The sequence below is a fragment of the Pseudomonas sp. 20-5 genome (assembly GCF_056782835.1).
Window position 1 is genome coordinate 912,292 of record NZ_CM165584.1, and the last position, 14,133, is coordinate 926,424.

The 14,133-nt window shown below is 68.4% G+C and carries 14 protein-coding genes; 3 read left to right on the forward strand and 11 right to left on the reverse strand.

Annotated elements, in window-relative coordinates; all coding sequences use genetic code 11:
* Positions 1–120: 120 nt before the first annotated feature.
* Positions 121–1,425: a sensor histidine kinase gene (locus tag AC1RB9_RS04280; RefSeq protein ID WP_003113022.1), complete on the reverse strand. Its 1,305-nt coding sequence runs from the start codon at positions 1,423–1,425 to the stop codon at positions 121–123.
* Positions 1,422–2,162, reverse strand: coding sequence for a two-component system response regulator BfmR (gene bfmR / locus AC1RB9_RS04285; RefSeq protein WP_003113023.1), 741 nt, complete (start codon positions 2,160–2,162; stop codon positions 1,422–1,424). The genes AC1RB9_RS04280 and bfmR overlap by 4 nt, the downstream gene beginning before the upstream one ends.
* A 356-nt stretch (positions 2,163–2,518) precedes the next feature.
* Here bfmR and AC1RB9_RS04290 point away from each other — a divergent pair, with 356 nt between their 5' ends.
* Entirely contained in the window at positions 2,519–2,779 is a 261-nt protein-coding gene (locus AC1RB9_RS04290) for a DUF2790 domain-containing protein (protein ID WP_003113024.1), read from the forward strand.
* On the opposite strand, the gene AC1RB9_RS04295 is transcribed toward AC1RB9_RS04290, so the two are convergent.
* The 6 genes from AC1RB9_RS04295 to AC1RB9_RS04320 form a co-directional block, all read right to left on the reverse strand.
* A complete protein-coding gene (locus tag AC1RB9_RS04295; RefSeq protein WP_003118209.1) occupies positions 2,780–4,459 on the reverse strand; it encodes a GMC family oxidoreductase in 1,680 nt (559 codons plus the stop codon).
* Positions 4,460–4,613: 154 nt separating this feature from the next.
* Entirely contained in the window at positions 4,614–5,918 is a 1,305-nt protein-coding gene (locus AC1RB9_RS04300) for a carbohydrate porin (RefSeq protein WP_003093407.1), read from the reverse strand.
* An 84-nt stretch (positions 5,919–6,002) separates the two neighbouring features.
* Positions 6,003–6,728 (reverse strand): SDR family NAD(P)-dependent oxidoreductase, encoded by a 726-nt coding sequence (locus AC1RB9_RS04305; RefSeq protein ID WP_003093405.1) that lies wholly within the window; start codon positions 6,726–6,728, stop codon positions 6,003–6,005.
* 14 nt (positions 6,729–6,742) lie between these two features.
* Positions 6,743–7,801 carry a 2,3-butanediol dehydrogenase gene (locus AC1RB9_RS04310; protein WP_003118211.1) on the reverse strand — a complete coding sequence of 353 codons (1,059 nt, stop codon included), beginning with the start codon at positions 7,799–7,801 and terminating at the stop codon, positions 6,743–6,745.
* Positions 7,798–9,057 (reverse strand): MFS transporter, encoded by a 1,260-nt coding sequence (locus AC1RB9_RS04315; protein WP_003158816.1) that lies wholly within the window; start codon positions 9,055–9,057, stop codon positions 7,798–7,800. The genes AC1RB9_RS04310 and AC1RB9_RS04315 overlap by 4 nt, the downstream gene beginning before the upstream one ends.
* Positions 9,058–9,127: 70 nt before the next feature.
* On the reverse strand, positions 9,128–9,661 hold the full coding sequence (locus tag AC1RB9_RS04320) for a 2,4'-dihydroxyacetophenone dioxygenase family protein (RefSeq protein ID WP_003113028.1): 534 nt from the start codon (positions 9,659–9,661) through the stop codon (positions 9,128–9,130).
* 318 nt (positions 9,662–9,979) lie between these two features.
* Between AC1RB9_RS04320 and AC1RB9_RS04325 the strand changes: the two genes are divergently transcribed.
* Together AC1RB9_RS04325 and AC1RB9_RS04330 are read left to right on the forward strand one after the other, a co-directional pair.
* A complete protein-coding gene (locus tag AC1RB9_RS04325; protein WP_003093398.1) occupies positions 9,980–10,939 on the forward strand; it encodes a helix-turn-helix domain-containing protein in 960 nt (319 codons plus the stop codon).
* Positions 10,940–10,986: 47 nt separating this feature from the next.
* Positions 10,987–11,403, forward strand: a complete 417-nt coding sequence (locus AC1RB9_RS04330; RefSeq protein ID WP_003454227.1) for a PaaI family thioesterase — start codon at positions 10,987–10,989, stop codon at positions 11,401–11,403.
* Positions 11,404–11,466: 63 nt separating this feature from the next.
* Here AC1RB9_RS04330 and hpaC read toward each other — a convergent pair whose 3' ends face one another.
* From hpaC to AC1RB9_RS04345, 3 genes are all read right to left on the reverse strand, one after another.
* Positions 11,467–11,979, reverse strand: coding sequence for a 4-hydroxyphenylacetate 3-monooxygenase, reductase component (gene hpaC / locus AC1RB9_RS04335; protein WP_003104531.1), 513 nt, complete (start codon positions 11,977–11,979; stop codon positions 11,467–11,469).
* A 29-nt stretch (positions 11,980–12,008) separates the two neighbouring features.
* Entirely contained in the window at positions 12,009–13,571 is a 1,563-nt protein-coding gene (gene hpaB / locus AC1RB9_RS04340) for a 4-hydroxyphenylacetate 3-monooxygenase, oxygenase component (RefSeq protein WP_003104533.1), read from the reverse strand.
* 165 nt (positions 13,572–13,736) lie between these two features.
* A complete protein-coding gene (locus AC1RB9_RS04345; RefSeq protein WP_003093387.1) occupies positions 13,737–14,027 on the reverse strand; it encodes a DUF2218 domain-containing protein in 291 nt (96 codons plus the stop codon).
* Positions 14,028–14,133 lie beyond the last annotated feature (106 nt).

Genomic DNA, 14,133 nt, shown 5'->3' on the forward strand with positions numbered 1-14,133 from the left:
CCTGGTTGCCGGGAGCGGCTCGGCGATGTGCCGCCGCTTCCCGTGGCCAGGAGTGTTGCAAGCGGGTTTATCCGCAGTGTGTCCGCCGAGGGCGGTTATGTATCGCTCTGTACAGGCGCCTCAGGGGTCCAGCTCGATGCGCGCGCAAAGCCCGCCGCCGGCGCGGTTGGCCAGGGTCAGGCGGCCGCCGAGGGCCAGGCTCAGCTGCTGCGCGATGGCCAGGCCGAGGCCGGTGCCGCCGGTGTCGCGATTGCGCGAGTTTTCCACCCGGTAGAAGGGCTTGAGCACCTCGTCGAGTTCCTCGGCGGGAATCCCCGGGCCATTGTCCAGCACCTGGATTCGCGTGCCGCCATCGGTACGGCGTTCCACTTCCAGGCGCGCGGCGCCGGCGAACTTCAGCGCATTGTCGACCAGGTTCACCAGCACTCGGCGCAGGGCGTGCGGACGGGTGTCGATCACCGCGCCGGTACGGCCGTCGAGTTGTACCTGCTTGCCGCTGTCCTGGTAGTCGAAGACCAGGCTGTCGAGGAAGGCGTCGAGGTCCACCCGGCAACTGGTTTCGGTGCTGCCGTGCATGCTGCGGGCATAGGCCACGCCTTCGCGGACCAGGTGCTGCATCTCTTCGAGATCGTTCCACAGCTTGTCCCTGTCGCTGGAGGCGTCCATGAACTCGACGCGCAGCTTCATCCGCGTGATCGGCGTCTGCAGGTCGTGGGAAATCGCCGCGAGCAACTGCATGCGCTCCTTGAGGTAGTCGGCGATGCGCGCCTGCATGGCATTGAAGGCCGCCGCCGCATGCGCCACTTCGCGTGGGCCGGTTTCCGCGAGAGGCTGTGCCGGACGATTCGGATCGAGATGTTCCACGGCCTTCACCAGCCGGGTCAGCGGGCCGATGGCGGTGCGCACCGCGAGGCCGGTGCAGAGCAGCAGCAGGAGCAACTGCACCAGCAGTACCAGCGGCAGCCAGCCGGACAGCGGCACCGGGGCCGGCGTGACGTCGATGGTCAGCGGGCTGCCGTCGCGCAGGCGCAGGAGGACCTGGAAGTGCGGACGGCTGTCGGCCACCGTGCGCAGGGTCAGCGGGTATTGACCGTCGAGGGCGCGTTCGATGGAGTGCGCGGCAACCGGCGCGTCGGCCAGCGCCAGCGGCTGGCCGGGCTCGCCGGCGTCGAGGCGATAGCGGTAGGTGCGTCGTTCCAGGCGCGGCAGCCAGGCCTCGCGCTCGGCGGGCGTCAGGCGGTCGAGCATGGCTACCGAGATCGCCACGTCCTGTTCGAGGCTGTCGAGCATCATGTGCTTCGCGGTCTGGTAGCGCTCGTAGAACTGCGAGGCGAAGGACAGCCCGTAGGCCAGCACCAGCCCGGCGAAGAGGATCAGCGCCAGGCGCGCGGCGAGGCTGCGCGGGCGCGGCACGGCGAGCTTCATGGATGGGCCTCGACCAGTCGCACCGGCAGCGAGAACACATAGCCCTCGCTGCGCACGGTCTTGATGTACTCCGGTTCGCGGGCGTCGTCGCCGAGGCGTTGGCGCAGGCGGCTGACCAGCAGGTCGATGGAACGGTCGAAGATGTCCGCCTCGCGGCCCTGGGTCAGGTTGAGCAACTGGTCGCGACTGAGTACCCGTTGCGGATGATCGAGGAACACCCGCAGCAGGCGGTACTCGGCGCCGCTGAGGGCGACCACGGTGCCGGCGTCGTCGAGCAGGTGGCGGGCGCTGGTGTCCAGTTGCCACTGGCCGAAGCCGATCAGCCGGCTGCTCTCGCTCACGGTGAGGTTCGGCGGCAGCATCCGCGTACGCCGCAGCACGGCGTTGATCCGGGCAAGCAGTTCGCGGGCGGAGAAGGGCTTGGTCAGGTAGTCGTCGGCGCCCATCTCCAGGCCGATGATGCGGTCGGTCTCGTCGTTGCGCGCGGTGAGCATCAGCACCGGCGTGGCCTTGTGCTTGCCGACGCGCAGCTCGCGGCAGAGCAGCAGGCCGTCGTCGCCGGGCATCATGATGTCGAGGACGATCAGGTCCACCGTGTTGGCTTCGAGGAACGCGCGCATCTGCCGGCCATCGGCGACGATGGTGGTGCGCAGGCCGTTCTTCTTCAGGTAGTTGCCTACCAGCTCGCGAATCTCGCGGTCATCGTCGACGATCAGGATGTGATCGACATGCTCCATTGCCTGGCTCCCGTGGCGGTTGGTGTGCTTGCAAGCAGTGTATCCGCGCCCGCGGCGCTTGCCTGCCGGGGTTTGTATTGCACTGTATCCGGAGCCGGGGCGAATACCGGGGCGTGCAAAAAAGCCCGGTTGTCGCTGTCGCGAACGGGGGAGACGACGGATGGCGCCGGGCGCGATTCGTCCGGCGGGAGCGGGGCGGCGAATGTACGGCCATGTATCGGCCGGCAGCGGCGATACAGCGGCTGACGAATCGGGCATTCCAGCGACACATCCGGGACAACTCCGCGGCCTGGAATAGGCCTCGACGAAGGCATGTCGCCTTCCACCGACGCGGTCCTGCCGCCAGGAGATCCCCCATGACTCGCACTCTGCTCGCCACCACCCTGCTCGCCGCGCTTGCGCTTCCCGCGTTCGCCGCCCAGGCCGCCGCACCGGTACCGACCGAAAGCTACCGCTACGGCATGCCGCTGGATGTGCACAAGGTGGTGGCGACCCAGGAACAGGCGTCGACCACCTGCGAGATCGTCGATGCACGGATGGACTACCTAGACTCCGCCGGCAAGCTGCATTCGCTGGCCTACCGCAAGTACGCCAGCGCCTGCAGCCAGGGCGGCTAGTCAGGCGCCGGCCAGAGCCTGCACGGCCGGTTGTCGCGCGGGCGGTGCATGGGGCGCCGGCTTGCCGAGGATCAGGTCGGCGGCCTTCTCGCCGATCATGATCGCCGGGGCGTTGGTATTGCCGGTGATCAGCGTCGGCATGATCGACGCATCGGCCACCCGCAGGCCTTGCAGGCCGTGCACGCGCAACTGGTCGTCGACCACCGCGAGCTGGTCGTGGCCCATCTTGCAGGTGCCCACCGGATGGAACACGGTGCCCAGGTTGGCGCGGATCCAGGCCTCGATCTGGCCGCGGCTGGAAACCTGCGGGCCCGGTACCAGCTCGCCCTTGAGGTGACGGGCGAAGCTGCGGCTGGCGGCCAGTTTGCGGACCAGTTGGAAACCCCGGACCAGGGTATCGAGGTCGGCAGGGTGGCTGAGGAAGTTGGCTTCGATCAGCGGCCGGTCGTGCGGGTCCGGCGAGTTCAGGCGGACCCGCCCGCGGCTCTGCGGGTGCATCACCGCGACGTGCAGGCTGACCCCGTGGCCGAAGGGGACGAGGCGCTGCGGCTGGTTCTTCAGCGCGGGGGCGACGATCAGACCCAGCTCCGGGGTCTCTGCCTGCGGGTCGAGGCGGAGGAAGCCACCGGACTCGACGGTGTTCGAGGTCAGCGCCCCGCGCCGGCCGAACAGGTACTGCCAGGGCGAGCGCAGCAGCGGCAGCCAGCCCTTCGGCGAGAAGCCCAGGCCGTAGCCGAGCTTGGCCTCGGTGCGGTACATCAGCACGATGTCCTGGTGGTCCTGCAGGTTCTCGCCGACCCCAGGCAACTCATGGCGCTGGACGATGCCGTGGCGCGCCAGTTCCGCCGCCGGGCCGATGCCGGAGAGCAACAGGAGCTGCGGCGAGTTGATCGAGCCGGCGCTGAGGATCACTTCGCGGCGTGCCTGTAATTGCACGACCTCGCCAGCCTGGCTGATCTCCACGCCGGTGGCGCGGGTACCTTCCAGCAGCACGCGCAGGGTCAGCGCCGAGCTGAGCACGGTGAGGTTGGGCCGCGCCAGGGCCGGGTGCAGGAAGGCGCGCGCCGCGCTACAGCGTTCGCCGTTGACCTGGGTGACGTGGAACGGGCCGATGCCTTCCTGGCGCTCGCCGTTGAAGTCGGCGTTGTACGGCCAGCCCATTTCCTCGGCGGCCTGGAAGAACACCTGGTTGATCGGGCCCGGGCTGCGCTGCGCGGCGACGTTCAATTCGCCGCCGCGCCCGTGCCAGGGCGATTCGCCCGGCTCGAAATGTTCCGAGCGGCGAAAGTAGGGCAGCAGCTCGTCGTAGCTCCAGCCACGGTTGCCGAGGGATGCCCAGCGGTCGTAGTCGTGGCGGTCGCCGCGGATGTAGATCATCCCGTTGATCGCGCTGGAGCCGCCCCAGACCTTGCCGCGCGGGCAGGCGATCGGCTGGTTGGCGGTGCCGGGCTGGGCGGCGAAGCGATGCATCCAGTTCCACTTCGGGTTGGCGATCAGGCGGATGATCCCGGCCGGCGTGCGGATGTAGGCGGCGGGGAGCGGCGTGCGGTCGCTGGGGCCGGCCTCGACCAGGCAGACCGAGACGGCGGGATCGGCGGAAAGACGGTTGGCCAGGACGCAACCGGCGGAGCCGGCGCCGACCACGATGTAGTCGAACGAACGGCGGGCAGTGGAAGTCATGTCGGCACCTTTCTGGGTGTGCTGCCGGGCCTCGCCCGGCGTTCTTTTTCGCCCCGCGCCCATGGGCGCGACGCTACTCCATTGGACGGGGAAGCGCGCCCGGCCGCTTGTCCCAGCCTGCCGGCGGGGTTGACCGAGGCTGCCAGGCGGCGCGCTAAAGCCCCAGCAGCGAGCCCATGTCGACCATCAGTTGCAGGCCGACGACGAAACCGTCTCCGCTCAGTTCGCGAGCGCCGGGGTTGTAGTAGTTGTCCGGGTTGAAGATGTACTGCACCGACGGCTCCAGCGCGATGTGCGGGGTCAGTGCGATGTGCGCATTGGTTTCCAGGGCGTACACGTCGCGCTGGCCGAGTTTCGCATCGCCGCCAGCGGCGATCCGCGCCTGGCGCTGGAACTCCAGCTGGTGATCGTTCAGGCGCAGGTAGCTGGCCTTGAGGTTGAGCTTGTCCCGCGTGCGGTCGAAGGGCGCATGGTAGGTCAGGCCCAGCTCGGCGAAATGACGGAACGGCTGCTTGTCGTCGGCCGATACCGACAGCGAGCCGAACAGCCCCAGCGCCCTCGGCGAATCGAGGCGGCCGCCGTCGGCGCGCCAGAACAGCTGCTGGAACTTGAAGAAGCCGCCGGCGCTGCCGTGGTCGCTGGCGCCGGTGAGCGGGTCGACCTGGTTGGCGGTGTTCAGGTAGGCGTTGAGTTCATAGTGCGAGCGGTAGGGATCGAGGCTTTCCTCGCGCTTGTCGCCGATCCCCAGCAGCAGGCTGGTGCCGCTGGCGTCGTCGGTGCCGAAATCGAGGCCATGGCGCTTCTTCAGGTAATCCACCGGGTTGGACTCGAAGGCCCCGGCGTGCAGGTACAGGGTCGGGGTCGCCCGGTACTTCAAGTAGCCGCCCCAGGCGCCGTAGGGCGGCGGCAGGATGCCGGTGGAGGCGTCGATGATCGGGTCGTTGCAGGTGACCACGGTCTCGCAGTTGTAGATCAGGAAATAGCGCCGCGCATTGGTCCGTCCGAGATGGCTGTCGAGGCGTCCGCCCAGCCACTGCTGCTGCCAGGTGAGCAGGCTCAGCTGGTTGGCGCCGATGTCGTTGTGCAGCGGCGCGCCGCCGAAGTAGCTGCCCACCGCGCCCTGCCAGCTCGGCCCGGTGGGCTGACCGGTGCCGCGGTCGAGGATGAACAGGGTTTCCTCGATGTGCAGCGAGGCGCCGTCCAGGCCGGCGAGGGTGGCGAGGTCGAGGTCGGCGCCGAGGAACAGGTCGCCGCTGTTGCCGAAGCTGTGCTGGCGCGGGCCGGTGTCGAGGTTCTTCAGCGACAGGCTCCAGAACTGCGCGTGGGTCTTCACGCCGTGGCGCTGGAGTCGTTCGCCGAACCCGGCCAGCGGGCCGCTGCGGCTGTCTTCGGCGGCCTGCGCGGAGAGACCGAGGAAACCGGCGCAGAGCAGCGCCGGCAAGGTGCGGAGGGTTTTCATGGCAAGGCACTCGTCTTGTTGTTGTTCTGTCGTGCGAATCGCTGTCCGCCCCAAGCGGACAGGTGCATCCGGAGCGAAGGCGGCTCAGGCGCAGAGATAGCCGCCGTCCACCGCCAGCACGGCGCCGGTGACGAAGCTGGCGCCGGGACCGCAGAGGAAGGCCGCGGCGCTGGCCACCTCGGGCGCCTCGCCCCAGCGCGCCAGCGGCGTGCGCTGCATGATCCGGCGGGTGGCCTCGACGTCGGCCTTGAGCCCGGCGCCCAGCGGCGTGTCGATCCAGCCGGGGGCGATGGCGTTGACCCGGATGCGCTCGGCGGCATACTCGCAGGCCAGGGAACGGGTGAGCTGGACGATGGCGCCCTTGCTGGCGCTGTAGGCCGGGCGGTCGGCGGAACCGAAGGTGCTGTACATCGAGGCGATGTTGAGGATGCTGCCGCCGCGCTGCGCCAGCAGCGGCCGGGCCAGTTGGCTGGCGAGCATGGCGGCGCTCAGGTTGAGGCGCAGCACCCGTTCGAAGGTAGCCAGGTCGTATTCCTCGCGGTCGCGGCTGATGCCGGCGTTGTTCACCAGCACATCCAGGCGCGGCAGCGCTTCGAACAGCCGTTGCAGGCGCTGGCTGTCGGTGATGTCCAGTTCTTCCCGGCGAATCCGCGGATGACGCGGTGCGTGCACGCCGTCGGCGTCCAGGCCGAGGGCGACGACTTCGGCGCCGAGTTCGGCGAACTGCATGGCGATGGCCGCGCCGATGCCGGAGCTGCCGCCAGTGACCAGCACCTGCTGGCCGGCGTAGATATCGTGTTGGAAAACCATCGGCGATCGTTCCTTCAGGCGTCGGCCAGGGCCGGGTTGGGATTGACCAGCACCTTGACCTGCGACTTGTCGCGCAGCAGGGCCTCGAAACCGTGCTCGACAGCCTGCTCCAGGGGCACGCTGCGGGTCACTGCGCGGGCCAGGTCGAGGCGGCCGTCGGCGAGCAGGGCGATCAGCTCCGGGTAGGCGTCGCGGTAGCCGACGCTGCCGAGCAGGCGCAGTTCGCGGTTGACCAGGTCGAAGGCGTCCAGCCGGACCTCGCCCATCAGGCTCACCAGCACCAGCTCGCCACCCTTGCGCAGGCTGGCCAGGGCGGCGTCGAGGCTGGCCTGGCTGCCGGCGGCCTCGAAGGCGCAGTCGAGCGCGCCGCCCTCGCGCAGGCGCGCCGCCGTGTCGCCGTCGCGGGCGTCGAGCGCCCGGCTGGCGCCGAACTCCCCGGCCAGGGCGAGGCGCTCGGGACTGACGTCGATCGCGACGATGTCCTCGATTCCGCGCAGGCGGGCGAGCATCACCAGCAGCAGGCCGATCGGGCCGAGCCCGAACACCGCGCAGCGCTGGCCCGGCGCCAGGCTGCTGCGGCGCAGCGCGTGCAGGGCCACGGCGGCCGGTTCGAGCACGGCGGCCTGGCGGAAGCCCACCGCGTCCGGCAGGCGGTGCAGCATGTAGGCCGGCACCCGCGCGCGCTCGGCGAAGCCGCCGTCGCCCATCAGGCCGATGAAGCCCATCGACTCGCAGAGGTTGTAGCGGCCTTCCCGGCAGTAGCGGCATTCGCCGCAGCGGTATTCCGGCTCCACCGCGACGCGGTCGCCGATGCGCAGTCCCTCCACGCCAGGGCCGAGCGCGGCGACCACGCCGCAGAACTCATGGCCGAGGGTTAGCGGCGCGCGGCAACCGGACAGCGGGTGCGCCTCGGCCTGGGGAATCGAGTGCGGGCCGCTCTGGTATTCGTGCAGGTCGCTGCCGCAGATGCCGCAGTAGGCGACTTCCAGTTCGACTTCGCCGGGCCGCGGCGCCTGGCGTTCCAGTTCGCTCAGGCGGAGGTCGCGGGCAGCGTGCCAGCGCAGTGCTTTCATGGTTGGTTTCCTTGCAGGACGGAGGTAGGCGCGCTGCGCTGGCGCGCCAGCACGGCGGGCGCGGTTTCGCGCAGGAACAGCGAGAGGAACGCGGCGAGCAGGGCGCCGCCGCAGGACATCCACATGACGATGGACAGGCCGAAGCGGTCGGCGGCGAAGCCGGCCACGGTCGGCGCGAGGAAACCGCCGACCAGTTCGCCGAGGCCCATGATCAGGCCGAGGGCGGTGGCGATGACGCCGCGCGAGACGGTCTCCGCCGGGATGGTCGCCATGAACAGGGTGAAGCAGCCGAGCCCGGTGTAGGTCAGCAGCAACAGCAGGCCGAGGCTGGTCGCGTTCGGCGCATAGAGCAGCGCCAGCGGGCAACACGCGGCGAGCAGGGAGAACGCCACCAGGGTCGGTCGACGGCCGATGCGATCGGATATCGCCGGTACGGCGAAGCCCCAGACCACCCAGGCGACGCCCAGGCAGCTCATCAGCCTGCCCATGGTCGCCGGGCTGAAGCCGCGGGCGTTGACCAGGAAGGTCGGGGTAAAGGAAATCAGCACGATGAACCAGGTGACGAATACGCAACTGATCAGGGTGCAGAGCAGGATGTTGCGGCTCTTCAGCAGTGCCAGGCGCTTGCCTTTCGCTTCTTCTGCGCGCGGCGCCGGGCGCTGCGCGCGGGGCGGGTCGGGACGCACATGGCGCCAGATCAACCAGGCGATCAGCAGGCCCGGCAGCAACGAGACGATGAAGGCGTGACGCCAGCCGAGGGTTTCGGCCAGGGCCACCAGCAGCGGCGGGCCGATCACCGCGCCGAGCAGGCCGGCCGCCGAGCCCTGTAGCAGACCCATGTTGAGGCCGCGGCGATGTGGCGAGGAGGCCTCGACCATCAGCGATTGCGAGAGCGGCAGGATCGGCCCCTCGGCCAGGCCCATGATGCCGCGGAACAGCAGCAGGCTGAGGAAGCCGCCGACCAGCCCGGACAGCGCCGAGCACAGCGAGAACAGGATCACCGCCACGATCAGCAGCGGCTTGCGCTGCCCGCGGCGGTCGGACCAGGCGCCGACCAGCGCGCCGGATACCGCCCAGGCCAGGGCCAGCACCGAGGAGAGCATGCCCAGGTGGCTGTTGCTCAGTTGCAGCTCCTGTTCCATGAAGGGAAACAGGAAGGACAGCGCCAGGCGGTCGAAGAAGACGAAGCCGAAGGTCAGGAACAGCACGCAGAGCAGGACGTTTTCGTAACTGGCGGAATTGTTGTTATGCGCCATGTCGGTCTCCAGGCCGGGCGGGCCGGCCGGCGGGGAGGCGCGCGTCCGCCAGGGCGGCGCGCGCCCGGGGTCAGCGGAACAGGGAGTCGATGTAGGCGGCGCCGACGCCGATCTTGTCGTAGTGCTCACGGCACATCGCGATGTAGTCGTGGACGTCGAAGATGCCGTCCGCGTTGCCCTTCTCGTCGAGCCAGACCAGCGGTCCCTTGACGATGAAGAATGCACGCATCGGCTGCTCGTGCTCGTAGGCCACCAGGGTGTGGCCCTCGCCGGGCGTCTCGTAGACGAAGTCGCCGGCGGTGGCGGTCCAGTCGTGTTCCAGGTAGCCCCACTTGCCGCTGATGGTGTAGGCGAACACCTCGTGCGGGTGGTAGTGGCGGTTGACCAGGCCGGCGCTCGTCGCCATCAGGATGTCGCACCAGCGGTTTTCGCTTGGCGAGATCCACAGCGGGCGCGACTTCACGGTCTCGGTGAAGGGCACGTAGAGGCGCTCGTCCTCGGTCGGCGCGTTGCGCAGGTAGACCTCGGGCTTGGCGTCCGGCTTGAAGCAGTCGGGAATCGGTTGCAGGTCTTTCCAGAATTCACGGGTGGCGAGTTCGGGCATGGGGCGGCCTCTGTCGTTGTTATCGTCGGGCCGACTCTAGCCATGGGCGGGCCTCCGGGTTTGACCCTGGCGGCCAGGAAGCTTGCGCTTTTCGGACATGGCCTGGCGCGACCCGCGACGCGCCGCCAAGCTGGCCTGCCCAGCGTCGGAGCCGGCTGGAGGGCGATTGACGGAGGAAAGGATTCAGATGTTAATGACGGGGTGCCAGGCGCCTCGCCGACCGACCGCGACAGGTCGGCGGAGCGGCCCGGCGCCTGGCCCCGGAGGCCTCGCCTGAGGTCCGGGAGGTCCACGCAGCGTTCGACGAGAAGAATAAAAATGCCCGCACATGCCTTGCTCGAAACCCGGCGGGCCAGCACCCAGGACATTCCCCTGGAGCAGCGGCTGGCGTTCTGGGAGGACTACAACGCTTCCATCCTGGTTGGCCTGAAATGTTCGTCGTATTCCCAGGCCGGCTTCGCCGCGACCCAGGACAACCTCTGCCTCGAACGCCTGCGGCTGGCCCGCATCGGCGGCAACGAGCACGTGGTGGAGCGCGACCGCTCGATGATCCGCGCAGTGCCCAAGGAGTCGATCTTCGTCTCCCTGGTGCAGGGCAGCCAGTCGTTCTTCTACCAGGACAACGGCTGCAACCTCCTGCAACCGGGCGAGCTGGTTATCTACCGGACCGACAAGCCCTACCTGTTCGGTTTTTCCGGACCGATGCGGCAGTTCATCTTCGACATTCCCCAGGACGATTTCGCCGAGCGCTGCCTGCGCGACTTCAAGGGACCGCTGAAGATCGGCGCGGAAAGCCCGGTGCAGCGCCTGCTGGTGCGGACCCTCGGCGAGCGTACCCGGGATTTCCTCGACAGCCCCCATGGCGAGGATGCCGAGCGCTACCAGGAGGAAGCCTACGACCTGCTGGCGAGCATCATCAGCGACCATGCCGGCGAGCACCGTGCCAGCGCCCTGGGCGCGTCCTACCTGCTGGCGGCCAAGCAGTACATCCAGCAGCACCTCGACGAACCCGCCCTGAGCTGCGAGCGGGTGGCCGCCGCCACTGGCGTCTCCAGCCGGCACCTGGCGCGGCTGTTCGCCCAGGAAGGCAGCTCGCCCGGGCGCTACCTGCAGGAGCGGCGCCTGGAGCGGGCCCGCCAGTTGCTCGCCTCGCCCCAGGGCCGGCGCCTGGATGTAGCCGAGGTCGCCTATCGCCACGGCTTCTCCAGCCAGGCGCATTTCGCCCGGGCCTTCAAGGCGCGCTACGGGATGACGCCGAGCGAGGCGCGTGGCCGCTAGACCCGACTACCGTACCTTTCCTCCTCCTACTGCCAAGGACCCGTTCCGTGACCGACAAGAAAGAGCAGATCGCCCGTTTCATCCAGCGCGAATTTCCCCAGACCCGGGTCGTGGTCGAAGCCGTCGGCGAGCGTAGCGCCACGGTCTGGCAGGCGGTCGACGCCAGCGACCTGCGCCCCGGCGGCACGGTCTCCGGGCCGACCCTGATGGCCATCGCCGATGTCGCGCTGTACGTGGCGGTACTGGGCGAGATCGGCATCGTCCCGCTGGCGGTGACCACCAGCCTGACCATCAACTTCCTGCGGCGTCCCGCGGCGGACCGCCGGGTGGTCGGCGAGTGCCGCCTGATGAAGGTCGGCAAGACCCTGGCGATGGGCGAGGTCTCGCTGTTCTCCGAAGGCGACGCGGAACCGGTCGCCCATGTGGTCGGCACTTACTCGATCCCGCCGGCGCACCGCCGCTGAGGGCCTGGCCGGGTTCTCGGCGGCGGCTTCGAAACGCTGGCGGAGGATTCCTGGAGGCGCCGTTCAGGCCGCCCGCCGGGGGCATTGCAGGCGATGGAAGCTGCGGCTGAAGTAGACCAGGCCGTCGCCCTGTTCGAGGACCTGGATGTCCTCCAGTTCCAGCAACAGCACCGAGTGGGTGCCGATCTCCTGGACCTCGGCGATGCGTCCCTGCAGGTTGGCCAGGGCGCCGTGCAGCACCGGCAACCCGGCGAGGCCCTCGCGCCAGTCGTGGAGGGCGAAGCGGCGTTCCATCGGGACCTCGGTCATGCCGGCGAAGTGGCGGGCCACCTCTTCGTGTTCGCCGCTGAGGACGTTCACGCAGAGTCGACCGTTGGCCTTGAACACCGTGTTCATCTCGCTGTTGCGGTTGATGCAGAGCATCAGCGTCGGCGGGCTGTCGGTGACCGAGCAGACCGCGGTGGCGGTGATCCCGCAGCGTCCGGCCGGGCCGTTGCTGGTGATCACGTTGACCGCCGCCGAAAGATGCGCCATGGCGTTGCGGAAGGCTTGCTGCCTGGGTTCGAGCTGGGACATGGGGATAACCTCCGGAGGCGACGCGGGCGTCATTGGCGGATGCGATCGAGCACGTTGATGTCGTCCGGGTTGTGCAGGTGCGGCACGGTCCAGCCGTTCTCGTCGTAGTCGCCCATGCACTGCTCGACCATGCCGAGCATGCCCTTCATCGCCCCGCTGCCGATCGCCTGGCGCAGGGCCTGCATGCGGATCTCGTCCTGGCTGCCGGCGTAGTTGATCTCGTACAGCTCGTGGCGGCCGCCGAACTCGCTGCCGATGGCGTCCCAGAGCAGCTTGAGGATCTTGATCCGCTCCCGGTGGCCCATGCCGCCGGAGCCACGGCAATAGGTGGAGAGGTACTTGTCGAGTTGCGGATTGTGCAGGTCGCGAACGCCGGAGGGCAGGTAGATCAGGCCGCTGGCGACCACCTGCTCGATGGTCTTCTTGATCTCCGGGTAGGCCTGCGGCGCCAGCACGCGGTAGGCCTGCAGGGCCTCGGCGCTGGGCAGGAAGGCGCCGCCGTGCCATTCGCTGGCGTTGCCGTACATGGCGTCGGTCAGCGACCAGAACAGGTTGCGCCAGGCCACCACTTCGCCGACCTGCGCCTGCACGCCGCGGAACTCCAGGGAGCCGGTGCATTGCAGGGCCTTGTAGAGGGCGCCGGTGATGAAGTCGAGCTTGACCGCCAGGCGGGTGCAGCCCTGCATCGGGAACAGCCGGCCGAAGCCACCCTGGGGGAACCACTGCTTGCAGCGCTCGAAGTCGCGGTAGATCAGTACGTTCTCCCAGGGGATGAACACCTTGTCCATCACCAGGATCGCGTCGTTCTCGTCGAAACGGCTGGACAGCGGGTAGTCGAACGGCGATCCGGCGATACCCGCCACCAGTTCGTAGGAGGGGCGGCAGATCAGCTTCATGCCGGGGGTGTTCATCGGCGCGATGAACATCAGGGCGAAGTCGGTGTTGTCGCCGAGCAGTTGCGCCGAACCCTGGCCGACGAAGTTGTAGTGGGTCAGCGCGGAATTCGTGGCGACCACCTTGGCGCCGCTGACGACGATGCCGCCGTCGACTTCCTCGTCCACCGAGATGAACACGTCCTTGACCTGGTCCACCGGCTTGTCGCGGTCGATCGGCGGGTTGACGATGGCATGGTTGAGGTACAGGCAGGCTTCCTGGATGCGCTTGTACCAGGTTTTCGCGTTGTCCTCGAAACGCCCGTAGAAGCCCGGGTTGGCGCCGAGGGCGCTGCCGAAGGCGGCCTTGTAGTCCGGGGTGCGGCCCATCCAGCCGTAGGTCAGCCGCGACCACTCGGCGATGGCGTCGCGCTGCTGGCGCAGTTCGTCGGCGCTGCGCGCGTAGCGGAAGAACTTGTGGGTATAGCCGCCGTTGCCGGTATCGGTCTCCCAGCAGAGCTTTTCCTTGCTCTGCGGATCGTGCAGGGCGTCGTAGAGCCGGGCCATGGAGGCGGCCGCGTTGCGGAAGGCGGGGTGGCTGGTGACGTCCTTGACGCGGTCGCCGTAGATGTAGATCTCACGGTCGTCGCGCAGGCTGGCGAGGTACTCCTCGCCGGTGAACGGACGGGTGGCAGAGGCACGGAAATCTTCGGGTTTCATCATCGTCTCCAGTCATTGTTGTTATCTGCGCGAGAGCGCCTGGAGGGGATGATGGGACGGGGGCGGAGCGAGCTGAATGGCTTTTCCGGGGAATGAATGGCACTTTCCATGGCCCCGCGTGACGCCCGGCGTCCGGCCGCGAAGGGCGGCCGGGTGGCGGCGCGTTCAGCTTTCGGCGGGCTGCCAGGCAATCTCCAGGCTTTCGCTGTTGGCCATGCGTTGCAGGTGATCGGCGACCACGTTCTGCATGTGGGCGAGGCTGTCCTCGTCGGGGCTGTTGAGAATCATCAGGACATGGTCGGGGTGGGCGAGCAGCTCGCAGTTGGAGTCGCCGAAGTCGATGAAGCCGCGCTCGGGAGTGAGTTCGACTTCGAACTTGTGGCCCCAGTGCTTGCACAGGCGATTGACGTAGCGTGCCGCCGATTCGGTACGGACATGGGAGGTGGAGCGGAACATGAAGCGAATCCTCTCGGTTGGGGATTTCCGATACTAACCTGCTGAGAGTCATTCTTATTCATCCATTTTGCAGGGGCTTTCGATAATCGCCCGGCAAATGGTCGGC

Coding starts and splice junctions, on each gene's coding strand:
- AC1RB9_RS04280 (WP_003113022.1), bottom strand. CDS start 1,425: ATGAAGCTCGCCGTGCCGCGCCCGCGCAGCCTCGCCGCGCGCCTGGCG.
- bfmR (WP_003113023.1), bottom strand. CDS start 2,162: ATGGAGCATGTCGATCACATCCTGATCGTCGACGATGACCGCGAGATT.
- AC1RB9_RS04290 (WP_003113024.1), top strand. CDS start 2,519: ATGACTCGCACTCTGCTCGCCACCACCCTGCTCGCCGCGCTTGCGCTT.
- AC1RB9_RS04295 (WP_003118209.1), bottom strand. CDS start 4,459: ATGACTTCCACTGCCCGCCGTTCGTTCGACTACATCGTGGTCGGCGCC.
- AC1RB9_RS04300 (WP_003093407.1), bottom strand. CDS start 5,918: ATGAAAACCCTCCGCACCTTGCCGGCGCTGCTCTGCGCCGGTTTCCTC.
- AC1RB9_RS04305 (WP_003093405.1), bottom strand. CDS start 6,728: ATGGTTTTCCAACACGATATCTACGCCGGCCAGCAGGTGCTGGTCACT.
- AC1RB9_RS04310 (WP_003118211.1), bottom strand. CDS start 7,801: ATGAAAGCACTGCGCTGGCACGCTGCCCGCGACCTCCGCCTGAGCGAA.
- AC1RB9_RS04315 (WP_003158816.1), bottom strand. CDS start 9,057: ATGGCGCATAACAACAATTCCGCCAGTTACGAAAACGTCCTGCTCTGC.
- AC1RB9_RS04320 (WP_003113028.1), bottom strand. CDS start 9,661: ATGCCCGAACTCGCCACCCGTGAATTCTGGAAAGACCTGCAACCGATT.
- AC1RB9_RS04325 (WP_003093398.1), top strand. CDS start 9,980: ATGCCCGCACATGCCTTGCTCGAAACCCGGCGGGCCAGCACCCAGGAC.
- hpaC (WP_003104531.1), bottom strand. CDS start 11,979: ATGTCCCAGCTCGAACCCAGGCAGCAAGCCTTCCGCAACGCCATGGCG.
- hpaB (WP_003104533.1), bottom strand. CDS start 13,571: ATGAAACCCGAAGATTTCCGTGCCTCTGCCACCCGTCCGTTCACCGGC.
- AC1RB9_RS04345 (WP_003093387.1), bottom strand. CDS start 14,027: ATGTTCCGCTCCACCTCCCATGTCCGTACCGAATCGGCGGCACGCTAC.